Origin of the sequence: Streptomyces smaragdinus, from assembly GCF_009604385.1 — a bacterium.
In the GTDB taxonomy this organism is placed as follows: domain Bacteria; phylum Actinomycetota; class Actinomycetes; order Streptomycetales; family Streptomycetaceae; genus Streptomyces; species Streptomyces smaragdinus.
On record NZ_WEGJ01000004.1, the window covers coordinates 103,509 to 120,922 of the forward strand.

Annotated in this window: 15 protein-coding genes; 7 read left to right on the forward strand and 8 right to left on the reverse strand. The window is 74.8% G+C overall.

Annotated features, from left to right (window positions below):
• Positions 1 to 94 precede the first annotated feature (94 nt).
• Together SRB5_RS09100 and SRB5_RS09105 are read left to right on the forward strand one after the other, a co-directional pair.
• Entirely contained in the window at positions 95 to 637 is a 543-nt protein-coding gene (locus SRB5_RS09100; protein ID WP_153450982.1) for a DUF6643 family protein, read from the forward strand.
• A 94-nt stretch (positions 638 to 731) separates the two neighbouring features.
• The gene (locus tag SRB5_RS09105; RefSeq protein WP_153450983.1) at positions 732 to 3,122 is read left to right on the forward strand and encodes a right-handed parallel beta-helix repeat-containing protein; all 2,391 of its coding nucleotides are present in this window, start codon (positions 732 to 734) and stop codon (positions 3,120 to 3,122) included.
• Here SRB5_RS09105 and SRB5_RS09110 read toward each other — a convergent pair.
• Positions 3,082 to 5,445, reverse strand: a complete 2,364-nt coding sequence (locus SRB5_RS09110; protein ID WP_153450984.1) for a hypothetical protein — start codon at positions 5,443 to 5,445, stop codon at positions 3,082 to 3,084. The two genes, SRB5_RS09105 and SRB5_RS09110, sit on opposite strands and share 41 nt — an antisense overlap.
• Before the next feature lie 199 nt (positions 5,446 to 5,644).
• Here SRB5_RS09110 and SRB5_RS09115 point away from each other — a divergent pair, with 199 nt between their 5' ends.
• The gene (locus SRB5_RS09115) at positions 5,645 to 6,478 is read left to right on the forward strand and encodes a DeoR/GlpR family DNA-binding transcription regulator (RefSeq protein WP_194292883.1); all 834 of its coding nucleotides are present in this window, start codon (positions 5,645 to 5,647) and stop codon (positions 6,476 to 6,478) included.
• A gap of 6 nt (positions 6,479 to 6,484) precedes the next feature.
• Here SRB5_RS09115 and SRB5_RS09120 read toward each other — a convergent pair whose 3' ends face one another.
• Complete coding sequence (locus tag SRB5_RS09120; protein ID WP_153450986.1) at positions 6,485 to 7,702, reverse strand: PLP-dependent cysteine synthase family protein; 1,218 nt, start codon at positions 7,700 to 7,702, stop codon at positions 6,485 to 6,487.
• A 99-nt stretch (positions 7,703 to 7,801) separates the two neighbouring features.
• On the opposite strand from SRB5_RS09120, the gene SRB5_RS09125 reads away from it, so the two are divergent.
• Positions 7,802 to 8,113, forward strand: coding sequence for a hypothetical protein (locus SRB5_RS09125; protein WP_323377354.1), 312 nt, complete (start codon positions 7,802 to 7,804; stop codon positions 8,111 to 8,113).
• 55 nt (positions 8,114 to 8,168) lie between these two features.
• Here SRB5_RS09125 and SRB5_RS09130 read toward each other — a convergent pair whose 3' ends face one another.
• From SRB5_RS09130 to SRB5_RS09140, 3 genes are read right to left on the reverse strand one after another with little or no spacing between them, the layout of a single operon-like run.
• Complete coding sequence (locus tag SRB5_RS09130; protein ID WP_323377356.1) at positions 8,169 to 10,715, reverse strand: ABC transporter permease; 2,547 nt, start codon at positions 10,713 to 10,715, stop codon at positions 8,169 to 8,171.
• Positions 10,712 to 11,479, reverse strand: coding sequence for an ABC transporter ATP-binding protein (locus tag SRB5_RS09135; RefSeq protein WP_153450987.1), 768 nt, complete (start codon positions 11,477 to 11,479; stop codon positions 10,712 to 10,714). Before SRB5_RS09135 ends, SRB5_RS09130 begins: the two co-directional genes overlap by 4 nt.
• A complete protein-coding gene (locus tag SRB5_RS09140; protein ID WP_153450988.1) occupies positions 11,476 to 11,766 on the reverse strand; it encodes an SHOCT domain-containing protein in 291 nt (96 codons plus the stop codon). Before SRB5_RS09140 ends, SRB5_RS09135 begins: the two co-directional genes overlap by 4 nt.
• 170 nt (positions 11,767 to 11,936) lie before the next feature.
• Here SRB5_RS09140 and SRB5_RS09145 point away from each other — a divergent pair, with 170 nt between their 5' ends.
• Entirely contained in the window at positions 11,937 to 12,500 is a 564-nt protein-coding gene (locus SRB5_RS09145; RefSeq protein WP_228389921.1) for a TetR/AcrR family transcriptional regulator, read from the forward strand.
• A 7-nt stretch (positions 12,501 to 12,507) separates the two neighbouring features.
• A complete protein-coding gene (locus SRB5_RS09150) occupies positions 12,508 to 13,074 on the forward strand; it encodes a DUF4865 family protein (protein WP_153450990.1) in 567 nt (188 codons plus the stop codon).
• A 15-nt stretch (positions 13,075 to 13,089) separates the two neighbouring features.
• On the opposite strand, the gene SRB5_RS09155 is transcribed toward SRB5_RS09150, so the two are convergent.
• The gene (locus SRB5_RS09155; RefSeq protein ID WP_153450991.1) at positions 13,090 to 13,989 is read right to left on the reverse strand and encodes a DUF2797 domain-containing protein; all 900 of its coding nucleotides are present in this window, start codon (positions 13,987 to 13,989) and stop codon (positions 13,090 to 13,092) included.
• Positions 13,990 to 14,477: 488 nt separating this feature from the next.
• Here SRB5_RS09155 and SRB5_RS09160 point away from each other — a divergent pair, with 488 nt between their 5' ends.
• Positions 14,478 to 14,891: a PaaI family thioesterase gene (locus tag SRB5_RS09160; protein WP_323377358.1), complete on the forward strand. Its 414-nt coding sequence runs from the start codon at positions 14,478 to 14,480 to the stop codon at positions 14,889 to 14,891.
• A gap of 6 nt (positions 14,892 to 14,897) precedes the next feature.
• On the opposite strand, the gene SRB5_RS09165 is transcribed toward SRB5_RS09160, so the two are convergent.
• Positions 14,898 to 16,112 carry an amidase gene (locus tag SRB5_RS09165; RefSeq protein ID WP_153450992.1) on the reverse strand — a complete coding sequence of 405 codons (1,215 nt, stop codon included), beginning with the start codon at positions 16,110 to 16,112 and terminating at the stop codon, positions 14,898 to 14,900.
• A gap of 67 nt (positions 16,113 to 16,179) precedes the next feature.
• Complete coding sequence (locus SRB5_RS09170) at positions 16,180 to 17,406, reverse strand: ROK family protein (protein ID WP_323377360.1); 1,227 nt, start codon at positions 17,404 to 17,406, stop codon at positions 16,180 to 16,182.
• Positions 17,407 to 17,414: the final 8 nt, after the last annotated feature.

Genomic DNA, 17,414 nt, shown 5'->3' on the forward strand with positions numbered 1-17,414 from the left:
ATTCGGATTGGTGACATGCGGTCACTCCGAACACGTAAAACAACCCTCTTATCGGTCTCCCCAACGAGTACATGGTGGGCTTAACTTATGGGTCATGACCTCCCCCCGCACGTATGGCGGCGGCTACTACGCGCCTCCCTCCTTCCCGGACACCCCGATCTACGACTCCCTGGTCGCCGAGCGGGGTACCCCTCAGATCGCCCCGATCCGGGTCTCCTCGTACGACACGGGCAGTTCGCTGCCCGCGCTGCCCCCCGCGCGCCCGGCCCTGCCCGCCGCTCCCGCGCCCCAGCAGCCGTCCTACCCGCAGCAGGCGTACCCGCAGCAGCAGGCGTATCCGCAGCCGGCCCAGCAGACGCCGCCGCGCGGCTTCCCGGGGGCCCCGCAGCCGCCGGCGCCGCAGCCGTTCGTCCCGCAGCAGGCGCAGCACCCGCGCTACGCCCCGCAGCAGCAGCCGCAGGCCCGCCCGGCGCTGGGCCCGGGCACCGGCGCGCAGAGCACGGTCTCCACGGGGTACGAGGCGATGCGCCCGGTGCAGCCGCGCCCCGCGCCCGCGCCGCAGGCCCCGCAGCCGTCGTACACCGACCCCTACGGCCGGCCTTACCAGCAACAGCCCTACGGGGGGCGCGGGTACTGAAGCGTCACGGCCGGCCCCCACCGCAGGCGCTACGGTGGACCACCGACCGCCGAACGCAAGGCAGTAACGCACGCAGTGGGGGCAGAGCGCGACCATGGCACAGGGCTCCGTTCAGGTGACGCATTCCGGCAATTCGCGGTGGCGCCGCCGCACCGGGGAGTACGGCTCGCTCACCGAGGCGCTCCAGGCCGCCGGGGACGGTGACGTGCTGGCCATCGCGCCGGGCACCTACCGGGAGAACGTGGTCGTGCAGCGCCGGGTCGTGCTGCGCGGGCCCGCCACGGCGCCGGGTTCGGTACGGATCGCGCCCGCCGACGGCGTGGCGCTCACGGTGCGCGGACCGGCGGTGATCGAGGGGCTGCAGGTCGAGGGGCAGGACGCGTCCGCGCCGGCGCTGCTGGTGGAGGAGGGGTCGCCGGAGCTGTCGGACGTACGGGTGGTCACGCGCTCCGCGGCGGGGATCGAGGTCCGCTCCGGCGCCCGCCCGGTGCTCCGCCGCTGCACGGTGGACAACCCGGGCGGGACGGGGCTGAGTTTCAGCGGCGGCGCCGGGGGGCTGGCCGAGGAGTGCGAGGTGCTGGCGGCCGGGCAGAGCGGGATCGCCGTCCGCGGCGGCGCGCAGCCGAGGCTGGAGCGCTGCCGGGTGCATCACGCGACGGGCGCCGGGCTGGCCGTCACCGGGGAGGCGAGCGCCGCCGAGGCCACCGGCTGCGAGCTGTACGAGATCAAGGGCACCGGGGTGCACGTCACGTCCCGGGCGACGGCCTCCCTCACCGACTGCACGGTGCACCGCACCTCGGCGGACGGCGTCACCCTGGACACCGACGCGGTGCTCACCCTCGACGGCTGCGAGATCCACGACATCCCGGAGAACGCCGTCGACCTGCGCTCCCGTTCGCAGCTGACCCTGACCCGCAGCAAGGTCCGCCGCTTCGGCCGCAACGGCCTGTCCGTCTGGGATCCCGGCACCCGGGTGGTCGCCGAGCAGAGCGAGCTGCACGACAGCACCGGTGACTACCCGGCGGTGTGGGTGAGCGACGGCGCGGAGGTCCGCCTCGACGCCTGCCGGCTGCACGACGTGCCGGACGCCCTCTTCATCCTCGACCGGGGCTCGCGGGCGGAGGTCACCGGCAGCGACATCGGCCAGGTGCGCAACACGGCGGTGTCGGTGAGCGACGGCGGCACGGTGGAGCTGGCCGACTGCCGGATCCGCGACGCCGCGACGGGCGCCTGGTTCCGCGACCACGGCAGCGGCGGCCGGCTGGACGACTGCACGATGGACGCCGTGCAGACCGGCGTCATCGTCACCAAGGGCGCCGACCCCACGGTCGCCGGCTGCACGGTCACCGGCCCGGCGGAGGCCGGGGTGTACGTGTCGGCGGAGGGCCGGGGCACGTTCCAGAACACCCGGGTGACCGGCAGCGCCGGCTACGGCTTCCACGTCATCGACGGCTGCCGTACGACGCTGACCCGCTGCCGTACCGAGCGGTGCGCGCGCGGCGGGTTCGAGTTCGACGGGGCGGTCGGCGGCGACGGTCCGACGGCCACGGACTGCACCAGCGACGAGAGCGCGGAGGCCCGCCCCCGGGAGCCGGCCGCGCGGGTGCAGACGGCGCAGGCGCAGGTCCCGGCGCAGCACACGCCCGCGCCGGCCGCCGCGCCCGTACCAAAGGCCCGTCCGTCGCAGGACGTGCTGAAGGAACTCGACACCCTCGTCGGGCTGGACAGCGTCAAGCGCGAGGTGCGCACCCTCACCGACATGATCCAGGTCGGCCGGCGCCGGGAGCAGGCGGGCCTGAAGGCCGCCTCGGTGCGCCGCCATCTGGTCTTCACCGGCTCCCCCGGCACGGGCAAGACGACGGTGGCGCGGCTCTACGGCGAGATCCTCGCCGCGCTCGGGGTGCTGGAGCGCGGGCATCTGGTGGAGGTGTCCCGGGTCGATCTGGTCGGCGAGCACATCGGCTCCACGGCGATCCGTACCCAGGAGGCGTTCGACAAGGCGCGCGGCGGCGTGCTGTTCATCGACGAGGCGTACGCGCTGGCCCCGGAGGACGGCGGGCGGGACTTCGGCAAGGAGGCCATCGACACGCTGGTGAAGCTGATGGAGGACCACCGCGAGGCGGTCGTGGTGATCGTCGCCGGCTACACGGCGGAGATGGCGCGGTTCCTGTCCACCAACCCGGGGGTGGCGTCGCGGTTCTCGCGCACCATCACGTTCGGCGACTACTCCCCCGAGGAGCTGCTGCGGATCGTGGAGCAGCAGGCCGCCGAGCACGAGTACACGCTCGGCAAGGGCGCCCGCAAGGCGCTGCTGAAGCATTTCACGGCGCTGCCGAAGGGGCCCGCGTTCGGCAACGGGCGCACCGCCCGGCAGACGTTCGAGTCGATGGTCGAACGGCATGCCGGGCGGGTCGCGCAGCTGGCGGAGCCCAGTACGGAGGAGCTCACCCTGCTGCATCCGGAGGATCTGCCGGCGGTCGGCTGACCGCCGCGCCGCGCTGCACCGGTACGGACGCCAGCCGCCCCAGTAATTCCCGCCGTTCGGCGTCGAACACCGGGTCGGCCTGGTAGTCGGAGTGCCCGAGGATCGGCGACGGCAGCGGGCGCTCGGCGGTACGCCCGTAGCACAGGGGGTCCTTGAGCGGCCCCCGGTCCACCTCGGAGCCGTGGCCGTCCGGCAGCCCGACGGGGCCGCCGATGGGGTCGGTCTGGCGCCACAGGTTGGTCCAGGTGTCCACGTCGCCGTGCAGGGCGGCGAGCCGTCCGGGACCGAAGTAGCCGGGGAACCAGCGCCCGTACAGCCGGTGCAGCGGCGACCCGTACGTCAGCAGCGCCACCCGGCCGCGGTCCCCCGGGGCGAGCTGCCACACCGCGGCGGCGGCCAGGACGCTGCCCTGCGAGTGGCCGGAGACGACCAGGCGTCCGCCGGGGTGGGCCTCGGTCCACTTGGTGATCCGCCAGGTGAGGTCGGGCACCGCCCGTTCCGCGTAGCAGGGCGGGGCGAAGGGGTGGGCGGCGCGCGGCCAGAAGGTGCCGACGTCCCACAGGATGCCGATGCTGCGCCGGGCGGAGGCGTCCTTGTACGCGCGCCGGCCCATCGTGAGCAGCAGGACGAAGCCGGCGCCCATCAGCCAGGAGCCGAGCGCCTGTCCGGTCTGCGCGAGGGCCGGCAGCGGGCCGGGCCCGCCCCGGGCGGCCGCTCCGGGGACCTCGCCGGTGATCCACGCGCCGGCGACGGCGCCGCCGCCGAGGAGCAGCACGATCAGCGCGGCGGTGCCCAGCACCGTGGGGCCGAAGTCGGTGAGCTGGGCGCGGGAGACGGCGCCCGCGATGCTGAGCGTGCGGGGCTTGTTGGGGTGCTCCAGGGGGCTGGGGTCCTCGTCGGCGTACATGCCCGGCACCTCGGTCACGATCTGCTTCCGCAGCCGCCAGGACCGGGCGGCGGCCAGCAGGGCGAGGGCGAGCACGGTGAGCAGCACCAGCGGTATCACGGTGGCCTGCCAGCTGAGTTCGACGGGCGGTCCGGCAAGGGCGCCCTCGCCGGGGGTGGCGCCGCGGTCCAGCCAGTCCGCCAGCCGCTGCGCGAGCCCGCCGGAGAACACCCCGGCCACCGCGCACGCGAGCATCGCCACGACGGGACCGGCCAGCCCCTTCAGCACCGGGGGCGCCTCGCCCCCGGCCGTGCGCTGCAGCCGCCAGGCGGTGACGGCCAGCGCGGCGATGAGCACGCCCTGCGCCGCGGCCAGCACCCCGAACAGCCCGGTGCCGGGCAGATGTCCGTCGCCGGTCCACCCCGGGCGGGACCAGGCGGTGTGTACGGCGGTGAGCAGCAGGACGCCCAGCGCGAAGGCCGGCAGGGTCCGCACCGCCCAGCGGTCGTCGCCCCGGTCGAGCTCCGCCTCGCAGCGGCCCCGGCGGCACACCACGTACACCACGGCCGCCCAGCCGGCGAGCAGCGGCACCGCGAGCACCCGGCCGAGGGCGGCGAGGGTGCCGCCGGAGTCCGCCGCCGCCGCTGCCGCCCACAGGGCGCTCGCCGGGGTCAGCAGACCGGCCGCGGTGTGCGCGGCGCGCAGCCGGGCGACGAGGCGGCGCCCGTACCAGAAGCCGGGCAGCGACAGCACCGGGCGCTCGGCGCCGGACGCCGCGCCGTCGCCGGTGCCCGCGCCGGGCGGCGGGGACGCGGACTCGTACGCGCTCCAGGTGCGGTGCGACAGCCACCACAGCAGCCCGGTGAGCAGCGCCGGCACCGTGGCGCCGACGACCAGCCGGCGGCCGGGGGCCGCCCACCAGCCGCCGTCCGACATGAAGGCCAGCCACGACTTGTTCGCCGTGCAGTGGGTGTCGCCGGCGCACTGCCAGGCGATGAGGTCCATCGTCACCTCGGCGGCGGCGCCCACCAGCAGCACCGTCAGGCTGAGGGCCAGCAGCCGCACCAGCACGTCGTACACGTGCTGGCCGCGGTGGCCGGCGGGGGCCGAGGGGCGGGCCCAGTGGGCCAGGTTGGCCACCATGAACGGCAGGAGCAGCAGCCACAGCGCGCGGGAGCCGTTGCCGGAGGTCAGATTGGACCAGCAGTACGCCTCCGGCACCGGCTCCGCGATGGACGATCTTCGTTCGCCCCGCTCGTCGTCGCGCCGGCGGTAGATGCCCGCCGTACGGTCCCCGGTGACCAGGACGGTGCGCGGATCACCGAGCATCCGCTCCGGTGTGGTCCCGCCGACGCCGTGCACCAGCAGTTCGAGCGCGGGTCCCGGACGCTTCCTGTCCGGCCGCCCGGTCGTGGTCGTCTTCTCGTCGATCGGCATACGCGTCCCCCGTAGTCCAGTCCTCCAGGATTCCGCGCCGGCCCGGCGGACGCAGCGGCGCGCGCGGGAGACGATTCACAATCGTGACAACCGGTTGTCCGCAGGAACGTTTCCGCACGTCACCGGAGTGCCATTCACCCCACGCGGTGTCGTACACACGTGGGAAGATGGGCACATACGGGCGAATGGAGCGCGGAGGATGGGACGGGCGCCGTTGAGCGACAACAACCAGAACCTGCTGGCGGAGCAGCGCCGCGCGATGATCCTCGACGAGGTCAGACGCCGGGGCGGGGTGCGGGTCAACGAGCTCACGCGCAGGCTGAAGGTCTCCGACATGACCGTCCGCCGGGATCTGGACGCCCTGGCCCGGCAGGGCATGGTCGAGAAGGTGCACGGCGGCGCCGTGCCGGTGGTCGAGGCCAGCACCCATGAGCCCGGCTTCGAGGCCAAGTCGGCGCTGGAGACCTCCGCCAAGGAGGAGATAGCCCGCGCGGCGGCCCGCCTCGTCGTCCCGGGCGCGGCGATCGCCCTGTCCGGCGGTACGACGACCTACGCGCTGGCCCGGCAGCTGCTCGAGGTGCCGGGGCTGACCGTGGTGACGAACTCGGTGCAGGTCGCGGACGTCTTCCACACGGCGCAGGACATGGGCACCACGGTCGTGCTGACCGGCGGTGTGCGCACGCCGTCGGACGCGCTGGTGGGCCCCGTCGCGGATCAGGCGATCCGTACGCTCCACTTCGACCTGCTGTTCCTCGGCGTGCACGGCGTGTCCGTCGCGGCCGGTCTGTCGACGCCGAACCTGGCGGAGGCGGAGACGAACCGGCAGCTGATGCGGGCGGCGCGGCAGGTCGTGGTGGTCGCCGACCACACCAAGTGGGGCACGGTGGGGCTCAGTTCGTTCGCCCCGCTGACGGCGGTGGACGTGTGGGTCACCGACTCCGGCATGGGTCCCGAGGACCGGACCCGGATCCCGGAGCTGCTGCCCCGGCTGGTGATCGCCGGGGAGACGGAGGCCACCGCGGCGGACGGCTGAGGCGGGCTACCCGGCGTGGTCCGGCCACTCCCCCGTGGCCAGGAACGCGTCGATGGCCGCCGCGTAGGGCCGGATGTCCAGGCCCTGTCCGGCCAGCCAGTCGTCCGAGTAGTACTTGTCCAGATACCGGTCCCCCGGATCGCAGATCAGCGTCACCACGCTGCCCGAGCGGCCCAGGGTGAGCATCTCCGCCACGATCTTCAGCGAGCTCCACAGCCCGGTGCCCGTGGACCCCCCGGCCCGGCGGCCGATCGCCCCCTCGAGCGCGCGGACGGCGGCCACACTCGCCGCGTCGGGGACCTTCATCATCCGGTCGACCGCGTTCGGTACGAAGCTGGGCTCCATCCGCGGCCGGCCGATGCCCTCGATCCGCGACGGGGAGTCGCACGAGACGTCGTTCGAACCGGTCACCCAGCCGTCGAAGAAGCAGGAGTTCTCCGGGTCGGCGACACACACCCGGGTGTCGTACTGGCTGTAGTGGATGTAGCGCGCGATCGTCGCGGACGTACCGCCGGTGCCCGCGGTGGCCACGATCCAGGCGGGCTCCGGAAAGCGCTCGAGCCGCAGCTGTTCGAACACCGACTCGGCGATGTTGTTGTTGCCGCGCCAGTCCGTCGCCCGTTCGGCGTACGTGAACTGGTCCATGTAATGTCCGCCGGACTCCGCGGCGAGACGGGCCGACACCTCGTACACCGTCCGCGGGTCGTCCACCAGATGGCACCGGCCGCCGTGGAACTCGATCAGCCGGGTCTTGGCGCTGCTGGTCGTGCGCGGCATCACCGCGATGAAGGGCACCCCGATCAGCTTCGCGAAGTAGGCCTCCGACACGGCCGTCGAGCCGCTGGACGCCTCGATCACCGGTTTGCCCGGCCGGATCCAGCCGTTGCACAGCCCGTACAGGAAGAGCGAGCGGGCGAGCCGGTGCTTCAGACTGCCGGTGGGGTGCGTCGACTCGTCCTTCAGATACAGGTCGATGCCCCAGCTCTCGGGGAGGGGGAAGCGCAGCAGATGGGTGTCGGCGGAGCGGTTGGCGTCCGCCTGGACCTTGCGGACCGACTCCTTGAGCCAGGCCCGGTAGGCCGGGTCGCTGCGGTCCACGTCGATCGTCGGGGCCGGACAGACCGGGTGGACGGGGCTCGTGACCCGTGCGTCCCCCGTTCGCGTGTGCTGCACACCGCTCCTTCGGGCTGATGCGTGCGCCCCGGTCGGGGCCGTCCCGATCATAAACGGGCACTGGTGTGCGGGCCCGCCGGCGGGCAGACTCCGGGGGTACGGGCTCCTGGGGACGTCAGGTGGGGGGCCGGGCTTTCGAGGAGGGGTGTCGTGGCGGAGACCGAGTTCGCCGCGCGCGGGGTGCGGATCGGGCGGTGGCTGCGTTCGATGACGCGTGCCGGGCAGGTACGGATCCGGGACGGGCGGCTCGAGCTGCTGACCAGTCTGGGCCAGGAGATCGACAGCGCCCCGGTGCAGAACGTACGGGCCGGCCGGCCGTGGTTCCTGCGCCCCGGCCGGGCCCTCGCGAGTGTCAACGGGACCCACTATCTGCTCACCCTGGGCGGCGGCGGCAGTCCGCACTTCCTGGAGGCGGTACGAACCGCCCGGACCCGCGCGGCGAAGGCGCGGGACTGGGGCTGAGCCCCGCCGGCGGCCGCGACGGGCCCGGACGGTGTGACCGTCCGGGCCCGCGGCGTCATTCGGCGGCGATCGCCCGCAGCACGTCCAGCCGCGCCGCCCGCCGGGCCGGGCGCCAGCCGGCCAGCGCACCGGCCAGGACACCGACGAGGGCGACGACCGTGAGCTGTACGGGCGGTACGGCGAACGCGCTGTCGGTGCCGCCGGCCGTGGCCTCGACCATCGCCCAGCCGAGGAACGCGCCCAGGACCAGCCCGCCGGCCGTGCCGAACGCGGCCACCAGCACCGACTCCCAGCGCACCATGGCCCGCAGCTGGGCCCGGGTCTGTCCGACGGCGCGGAGCAGGCCGAGCTCCCGGGTGCGTTCGTGCACGGCGAGGGTGAGGGTGTTGGCGATGCCGAGCAGGGCGATGAGCACCGCGAGGGCCAGCAGCGCGTAGACCAGGGTCAGCATGATGTCGAGGCCGGCCGCGGAGCTGTCCGCGTACTCCTGGCGGGTCTGCACCTCGGGGTTGCCGTAGCGTGCCGCGACCCGCTCCACCGCCGCCTTCCCGGCGTCCCGGCCGGTGCCGGGGGCGAACGACACGGCGATCACCCGGTCCGTGTCACGCAGCCGGTGGGGCTCCCAGGCGGTGCGGGACAGGACGTAGTCGCCGGTGATCCCGTCCTCCTCGTAGACGGCGGCCACGGTGAACGGCCGGGTCGTGCCGTCGGTGAAGGTGAACCGTGCGGTGGAGCCGACCGCCCAGCCGCGCTTGTCCGCCTCGTCCCGCGAGACGGCGACGGCGTCGTCGGCCAGGGTGTCGATGCGGCCGTCGACCGTGCCCAGGTCCAGCACCCGCCCCAGGGCCGCCGGGTCGGCGACGGTGAGCGCCCGGCCGCTGCCGTCCACCCGTGCGACGCCCTGGCCCAGGCCCAGCGCGGTGTCCACCTCGGGCAGCGCGGCGAGCGCGGGCGCCAGCTTCGGGCTCAGGCCGTTCGGGCCCGCCCCGAACCCGGAGGCCTGGACCGCCACGTCGCCGGCGAAGGCCCGCGACACGCTCTGGTCCATCGTCGCCTTCAGGGAGGAGGCGAACACGGTGAACAGGGACACCACCGCGACCCCGATCATCAGCGCGGTGGCCGTGGCGGCCGTCCGCCGGGGGCTGCGCAGGGCGTTGCGCCGGGCGAGCCGCCCGCTGATCCGCCGCAGGGGCGCGCCCAGCACCCGTACCGCCCCCGTGACGGCCACCGGGCCCAGCACCACGAACCCGGCGAGGACGGCGACCGCCCCCAGCCCCGTGAGCGCCGTGGACGGTCCGGCCAGCACCCCGGCGACGGTGACCGCGACACCGGCGAGCGCGACAAGGGCGCCGGCGACGGCCCGTACCCGCGAGGCGGCCGAGACGTCGACCGCCGTCTCGCGCAGGGCCGCGAGCGGCGCCGTCCGCCCGGCCAGGACCGCCGGGTGCAGCGCGGAGCCGACACAGACGGCCAGGCCCACGACCAGCGGCAGCACCAGCGACAGGGCCCTGACGACCAGATCGCCGTCCGGGAACGGGAAGCCGACCGCCGGGAACAGCGCCTGCAGCCCGGCGGCGATGCCGATCCCGCCCGCGAGTCCGGCGACGGAGGCCAGGGCGCCGACGGCGACCGCCTCGGCCAGGGTCTGGCCCAGCACCTGGCGCCGGGTGGCGCCCAGCGCCCGCAGCAGCGCGTTCTCGCGGGTGCGCTGGGCGACGACGATCGCGAACGTGTTGTGGATGGAGAACGTCGCCACCAGCAGCGCGATACCCGCGAACACCAGCAGCATCAGGGTGAACACGGACAGGAACGCACCGGAGATCTCGTCCGTGTTCTCCTCGGTGATCTCCTGCCCGGTGACGGCCTCGACGCCCTCGGGCAGCGCCGGCCGCAGGGTCCGTACGAGCTCGTCCTGCGAGGTGCCGGAGTCGGCCCGGACCCGGATGGAGGCGGCCTGGCCGGGCTCCGGGACCAGATGGCGGGCGGCGTCGGTCTCGGTCAGCCCGGTGAAGGTGACCTGGCCCATGCCGTCCTCGCCGCCGAACGTGGAGATGCCCACGACGGTGATCCTGACCGGGTCCGGGGTGCGCAGCACCGTCGTGTCGCCGATCTCGAGCCCGCCGGCCTTCGCGGCGCCGCGGTTGATCACGGCCTCGCCGGACCGGCGGGGCACCCGGCCCTCGGCGAGCTGGTACGAGTTCAGGTCAGGGTCCGCGATCCAGTTGCCGGCCAGCGTCGGCGGGCCCTGGCCGCCGATCGGTTCGCCGTCGGCGCCGAGCAGCTGGCCGCGGCCCTCGATGCCGGGCACGGCCGCCGCGACGCCGGGCAGGCCGGCGATCGTCCGGGCGAGCGCGGCGTCGACCGGCTCGCGGGTGCCGAAGGCGTCGTCCGGGGTGGTGATCGCGTCGGCGCTGCGCACCACCGCGTCGGTGCCCGAGGTGGCGCGGCCGAACATGGAGTCGAAGGCGGACTTCAGGGTGTCGCCCATCACCAGGGTGCCGGCGAGGAAGGACACCCCGAGGAGCACCACGAGGAACGTACCGAAGTAGCGCCTCTTGTGGGCCCGCAGGGAGGCGGCGCTCAGCCGCAGGGTGGCGTTCACGGCCGGTGGCCTCCTCCCGGGTCCAGGTCCTTCATCCGGTCCAGGACGCGCTCGGCGCTGGGGGCGGTCATCCGGTCGACGAGGCGGCCGTCCGCCAGGAAAACCACCTCGTCGGCGTGCGCGGCCGCGACGGGGTCGTGGGTGACCATGACGACGGTACGGCCGGTCTCGCGGACGGTACGGCCGAGCAGGCCGAGGACCTCCTGCCCGGAGCGGGAGTCGAGGTTGCCGGTGGGCTCGTCGGCGAACACGACGTCGGGGCTGCCGGCGAAGGCGCGGGCCACGGCGACACGTTGCTGCTGGCCCCCGGAGAGCTCGCTGGGCCGGTGGTGCAGCCGGTCGCGCAGGCCGACGACGTCGATCAGGGCGTCGATCCACTCGGGGTCGCCGCGCTCCCCCGCCAGGTCCAGGGGGAGGGTGATGTTCTCCGCGACGGTCAGTGTCGGCAGCAGATTGAACGCCTGGAAGACGAAGCCGACGCGGTCGCGGCGCAGCAGGGTGAGCCTGCGGTCGTCGAGCGCGCCGAGTTCGGTGTCGCCGATGTACGCGGCGCCGGAGGTCAGGGTGTCCAGACCGGCCGCGCAGTGCATGAGGGTGGACTTGCCGGAGCCGGAGGGGCCCATGATCGCGGTGAACCGGGCCGCCGGGAACCCGACGGTGATCCCGTCGAGCGCCCGGACCTCGGTGTCGCCGGACCCGTAGACCTTGACGGCGTCGGTGACGCGCGCCGCGGCCGAGGTCAGGACGGGGGCCGAGGTGGTCATGCCGCACCGTCCTTGGGCCCGGTGCCGAACTCCTCGTTCAGCACGGACAGCCGGCGCCAGTACTCGTCCTCGTCGATCTCGCCGGCGGCGAAGCGGCGGCCGAGCACGGCGACCGGGGAGTGCTCGCCGTAACGGGCGCGGGTGCGCTGCCACGGCGGGCGGCCGCGCCATACGGTGCGGCGCAGCAGCAGGAAGAACCCGGCGACGACCAGCGCCCAGATCAGCGGGAAAAGCAGGATCCACGGACCGGGACCGCCGTCGTGCCAGGTGTTCGCCAGGACGTTCATGTCGTTCAGCTCCTCGAGAGCGGTCGGTGTGTGCCTTCGCTCTCGAGGCTCGTCCTTCTGGCGCCGGAAAGCGTCGTACGGCCAGCGGCACCCGGTCTGCTCCCCAGGGAGTACACGGGGACGGCGGGACTGCTTCCCTCTCTGTACCTACTGGTATGTACACTGCTGCCATGAGCACCGCGGACCGGTTGATCGACGCCACTTCGGAGCTCCTGTGGGAGCGCGGGTACACGGGTACGAGCCCCAAGGCCATCCAGCGGCTGGCCGGGGCGGGGCAGGGCAGCATGTACCACCACTTCGCCGGGAAGCAGGACCTGGCGCTGGCGGCGATCCGGCGGACGGCCGAGCAAATGCGGTCGGCCGCGGAGGCCGATCTGGCGGGACCCGGTACGGCCGTCGAGCGGATCGAGCGGTATCTGCTGCGGGAGCGGGACGCGTTGCGCGGCTGTCCGGTGGGGCGGCTGACGCAGGACCCGGACATCGTGGCGAGCGCGGAGCTGCGGGCGCCGGTGGACGAGCTCTTCGACTGGCTGCGGGCCCGGCTGACGTCGGTGGTCGAACAGGGGCGGGCAGCGGGCGAGTTCGAGGCGTCGCTCGATCCGGCGGCGGTCGGCGCGGCCGTCGCGGCGGCCGTGCAGGGCGGTTACGTGCTGGCGCGGGCGGCGGGTTCGGCGGAGCCGTTCGAGCAGGCGGTGCGGGGTGCGGTAAGTCTGATCAGGGCGGCACGGAGTTAGGGGAGACATGCACGCGATGCGGTACGGGATCACGCTGCCGGCGGATTACGACATGGGGATCATCCGGGCGCGGGTGGCGGCCAAGGGGCATCTCACGGACGCGTTCCCGGGGCTGGGGCTGAAGGCGTTCGCCGTCCGGGAGCGGGGCGTGGACGGGTCGCCGGTGAATCAGTACGCGCCGTTCTATCTGTGGCGGACGCCGGAGGGGATGAACGGCTTCCTGTGGGGCGACGGATTCCGGGGGATCGTACGGGACTTCGGGCGGCCGGTGGTGGAGCACTGGGTGGGCGCGGGGTTCGTGCGCGGGGCGGCGTACGGGGCGCGGGGGGACGTCGCGGTGCGGCGGACGCGGGCCGTACTCCCGGGGGAGGACGCGGCGTCGGTGGTGGAGGAGGAGCGGGCGGCGCTGGGGAAGCTGGCGGGGGCGGAGGGGCTGCGGTGCGCGGCGGTGGGGGTGGATCCGCGGACCTGGGAGGTGGTGGCGTTCTCGCTGTGGGCGGGCGGGGCGGCTCCGGGCGGGGGCGAGCGGTATGAGGTGCTGCATGTGTCGGCGCCGGAGGTCGACGGGCTGTGAGGGCCGGCCTGCGGGCTAGAACAGCCCCTCCGGCGCGGCCTGTTCGCGGGCGACGGGGGCTGTCGGCGGGAAGTGGCTGTGGGGGCCGGGGCGGGTGAGGGGCCAGGCGTTCGCCAGGCGGGAGTCCAGCAGCAGCTCCCCCTCGGGGGTGGCCAGATAGAGGTCGCCGCCCGCCACCGCGCGCAGCTCGCCGGTCACCGCGCACCCCGGCGTGAGCGCCGTGATCCTCGCGCCGGGGCGCGGGGCGGTCGGCTCGAGGCCGAACACGGCGGCGTGGTCGACCGGTTCGAACGGGGCGGGGGTCAGCGTGTCGCGCCAGCCCCGGACTCCGGCGGCCGCGTCGTACACGGCGCGCAGCTCGCGCAGCCGGTCGGCCTTTCCCGGGAGGCTCGAGCGGGCGGCACGCTTGCGGCCGGAGAGCACGCGGTCGGGGATGCCGAGCCCGGCCCCGAGCGCGGCCTCGGCACGGCGGGCGGACATCAGGGGCCCGTGGCCGAGGAACGTGAAGCAGACGGCGGCCTGCTCCAGCAGCCGCCGGCGGCCGCGCTCGGCGGCTGTGATGCCGACCTTCGTCAGCCCCGGGGCGAACCAGGCCAGATAGACGGCGTAGGGCCGCGGATCGTCGGGCACGGTGTCGGCGGCGACGGACTGCGAGCGGTCGAGCGCGGCGCACGCCTCGCACTGGTCGCGGCGTGCCTCGGGCGGGATCACGACCTCACCGGGACACGGCATCCGCCGCCCGGACCGGCTGACGCCGGCGCAGCCCCGTACGGCACCCTGGGGCACGGCGAGGGCCACGGTGTCCCCGAGGGCGAGCCGCCCGCCCTTGCGCTCACCACCACGGGGATGCCACCAGCGCCACCGGGGCGCCTCCTGCGACCAGCGGAGGCCGCCACAGCGCCAGAGATCGTCCATGGTCGAGGATGGTAGGCGGTGCCACTGACAGCGGGGTGACCGGACGGAGTCCCGTCGCCCTCCGGGCGGGGGTGCCGTTCGGCCTGCGGCCGCGCCGGCTGACGCGCATCCGGCCTTCGGCCGGAGGCCTCAAACGCCGGCTGGGCTGAATCGGACTCCCGTCCAGCCCCATCCGGCCCCCGGCCGGGCGTGGATCAGGCTCCCGTCCAACCCTCGACCGGGCTGAATCGGACTCTCGTCCAGCTCCATCCGGCCCTCAGCGGGGCTGTGGATCAGGCTTCCGTTCAGCTTCATCCGGCCCCCGGCCGGGCTGTGGATCAGGCTCCCGTCCCGCTTCATCCGGCCCCCGGCCGGGCTGGATCGGGCTCCCGTCCCGCTTCAGTGGGCCGGCTTCCCGTCCGGGTCGGGGAAGTCGCACCGCCGGATCACCATGGCGCCGTCCTCGCGCCGCCGTTGTCCGCGCAGCCCCCGGCCGCCACACTGGCCGGGTGACCCTCACCACCGCCGAAGCGCAGAAGATCCTCGCCGACAACTTCGCCCCCTGGGTGCTGGACCTCGGGCTGACCGTCGAGCGGGCCGACGGCGACCTCACCGTGCTGCGGCTGCCCTGGTCCGACCGGCTGGCGCGGGAGGGCGGGGCGCTCAGCGGGCAGGCGATGATGGCGGCCGCCGACACCGCCACCGTCGTCGCGGTGTCCGCCGCCCGCGGGGCCTACGGGCCCATGACGACCGTCCAGCAGTCGACGTCCTTCCTCCGCCCCGTCATGGGCACCGACGTCCTGATCGAGGTGCGCCTCCCGAAGCTCGGCCGCCGCATGGCCTTCGCCGAGATCACCCTGACCCCCGACGGCGCCACGGACCCCGCCGCCCGCGCCTCGACGGTGTACGCGCTGCTGGGCTGACCGGGGTCACGCCACCGCCGTCGCCAGCCCGTACGCCCAGGCCACCAGGGCCTCGTCCCGCCCCGGCCCGGCGACCGCCTGCAGCCCCAGCGGCAGACCGCCCTCCGCGAACCCGGCGGGGACCGTCAGCGCCGGCAGGCCCGTGTCGCTCCACGGGAGGCACATGACCGAGTTGCCGGTCGTGGCGAGCCCGCGCGGCGCGGGCCCGGGCGCCGGCGGGGCGATCCACACGTCGACGCCGGCGGAGTCCATGACGTCGAGCAGCCGCCGGCGGGTCGCCGCCCGGCGCTGCTGCGCGGCGGCGTACTCGTCCGCGGTGATCCGCTGCCCCTCGCGGATCGCGCCCACCGTCTCCGGGCGGTAGAGGTCGCCGTACCGGGGGAACCAGTCGGCGTGCGACCGTACGAGCTCGTACCGGTTCACGAGGAGCAGATCGCGCCGCATGTCCTCGAAGTCCGTCAGCGCGGGCACCCGGCGGACGTCGTACCCGGCGTCACGCAGCAGCCCTGCGTGGCGCTCGTACGCGGCCAGCGAAGCCGGCTCGGCGTGCCCCAGATACGGCCCCTCCGGCACCCCGAGCACCGGCGTACCCCAAGCTCCGGGCTCCCATCCGTCGCACACGGCCGCCGCGAGCAGGTCCACGCCCGCCACGTCCCGCGCGAACACCCCGAGCGTGTCGAAGCTCGCCGCGTTGGGGATCACGCCGTCGACCGGGATCCGCCCGAACGTCGGCTTGAACCCCACCACCCCGCAGAACGCGGCGGGCCGGATCACCGACCCGACGGTCTGCGTCCCGACGGCGTACGGCACCATCCCGGCCGCGACGGCCGCCGCCGAGCCACTGCTCGAACCGCCCGGCGTATGGGCGAGGTTGTGGGGGTTACGGGTCTTCCCCGGCGCCAGCACGGCGAACTCGGCGGTCACCGTCTTGCCCGCGACGAGGGCGCCCGCGGCCCGCAGCCGGTCGACGACCACGGCCTGCGGACCGTCGAACACCTCGGCGGGGAGGGCCGATCCGCCGCGGGTCTTCGTGCCGTCGGCGCGGATGATGTCCTTCACGCCGACCGCCGCCCCGTACAGCGGCGGCCGCTCCCCGCTCCATCGCGCGGCGTTCGCCGCCGCCTCCTTCGCCAGCCGCCCCCGGCGGTCGGCCTCGCCGACGAAGGCGTGGATGTCGCGGTCGAGGCGGTCGATACGGTCGCAGAGCGCGGCGATGTCCATACGGGCGATGCTAACCGGCACCCCGGGAGGAAGATCGGCCGGCAACCGGCTGCCCCGGGAAGGCCGTTCAGGCCCCGCCGGCCAACCGCAGAGGATCGTCCAGCACCGGCTGCCACGCCAGCTCCGCCGCCCCCACCAGACTGTCGTGGTCCAGCGAGCACTCCGCGATCGGCACCTCACCGCCGCGTCCCCACAGACTGCGCTCCGCGACCACCGCGGCCAGCCGCTCGGGGTCGGCGGCCAGCAGATCCCGGTGCAGACCGCCCAGGATGATGCGATCGGGGTTGAGGATGTTCACCAGCCCCGCGAGCCCCTGCCCCAGCCGGTCGGTCAGGATCCCCACCGCCGCCCGCACCGCCGGATCGCCGGGCTCGTCACGCAGCAGGTCCCGCGACTGCTGCAGCAGCGACACCTCCGGACCGGGCACCCGCCCCGCCGTCGTCAGGAAGGCGAGCGGATCCGTCTCCACGTCCAGGCACCCGCGGCTGCCGCAGTGGCACAGCCGCCCCCCGTCCGGGTTGACGGTGAGATGCCCGACCTCCAGCGCCAGCCCCGAACTCCCCGTGTGCAGCCGCCCGTCGATCACCAGCGCGCCGCCCACGCCCCGGTGGCCGGTGGCGACGCACAGCAGATGCCGGGCGCCGCGCCCCGCGCCGTGCCGGTGCTCGGCCAGGGCCGCCAGGTTGACGTCGTTGCCGATCCGCCCGAACGCCTCGGTGTCACCGGTGAGTCCGGCCGCCGTGAGGGCCCGGGTGAACGCCCCGCGTACGTGCGTGCCCCTGGGCCACTCCAGGTGCAGCGGGTTGAGGGCCACCGTGCCTTCCGGCTCCGCGACCGCCGAGGGGACCGCCAGCCCCGCGCCCACGCAGCGCCGCCCCGTCTCGCGCAGCAGCCGGGCGCCGGCCTCGACGACGGCGCCCAGCACGTGGGCCGGGTCGGCGGGCACCGCCATGCTGCCCGGCACCGTCGCCACGATCCGCCCGCCGAGGCCCACCAGCGCCGCCCGGAAGCCGTCGGCGTGCACCTGGCCCGCCAGCACGACGGGGCCGTCGGGGTCGACCGCCAGCCGGTGCGAGGGCCGGCCCTGGTGGCCGGCGCCGGCGCCGGGCCGGGAGTCGACCTGGATCAGGCCCAGCGCCTCCAGCTCCGCGGCGACCGCCCCCGCGGTGGCCCGGGTCACGCCGAGCTCCGAGGTCAGGACGGCGCGGGTGGGGGCGCGGCCGGTGTGCACGAGTTCCAGAGCGGGGCCGAGCGCACCGCGTCCTCGGTCAAGCCTTGTACGAGTCGGGGTCACGTCCCTAT